Annotated in this window: 1 protein-coding gene; it reads left to right on the forward strand. The window is 59.9% G+C overall.

Annotated features, from left to right (window positions below; translation table 11 throughout):
* Window positions 1-469: 469 nt before the first annotated feature.
* Window positions 470-668: hypothetical protein (locus VQ03_RS22780; protein WP_157064214.1), on the forward strand; the 199-nt coding region annotated here is incomplete at its 3' end.

Here is a 668-nt window from a genome sequence, read left to right on the forward strand (position 1 = left end):
CCGCGCCGGTGCCCGACTTCGTCAGCCTGAATCGAGCCCGTTTCCAAGTGCTTGATTCTACGATCAGATTTTTAAGCGCGGATTCCCCTCTCCCGTGTGGAAGAGGGGGATTTGCGCCAAAGCAATAACCGCTTCGTTGCCTCGGTGAGGGACAGCAAAGCCGGTGAGCGACTGAAGCACATCGAGGGACTTCGCTTCCTCCCACCGACCGAATTCGAGGAGTGCTACGCGCTGTTCGGCGCAAGATCGAGCCAATTCCGGACATCGTTCCAAGGCCGACAGAACTGCTTTCTCCTGAAACCAGGCGCCGTGTGACACTCCGACGAGTGAAGTCTGCGCGATCCATCTTCGGTATCCGGCGCAGAAGCGCTTAACCGAGAAACCGGATGCCGCTTCGGCCTCCCACCCCCGATCTGCTATGAACCATCGAGCGGTCGGGAAAAGGGTCGGTCACGCGATGTTGACGGCGTTGTCCAAGCAGTTGATGCCGCCCTGGATGCAATCTATCGCCCGGCGCGCCAAGTTGGAGCGCTCGCTGAAGACGTTCGAGCGACGGGTGGTGACGCATCGCTTCGGCGGGATCGACCTCACTGTCAGCCTGTGCGATCCGGTCGGCGCGGAATGGTATGGTCAGGATTCCGGACACCTGGCGGAAATCACGTTCTTCA

The organism is Methylobacterium tarhaniae, assembly GCF_001043955.1.
In the GTDB taxonomy this organism is placed as follows: Bacteria; Pseudomonadota; Alphaproteobacteria; order Rhizobiales; family Beijerinckiaceae; genus Methylobacterium; species Methylobacterium tarhaniae.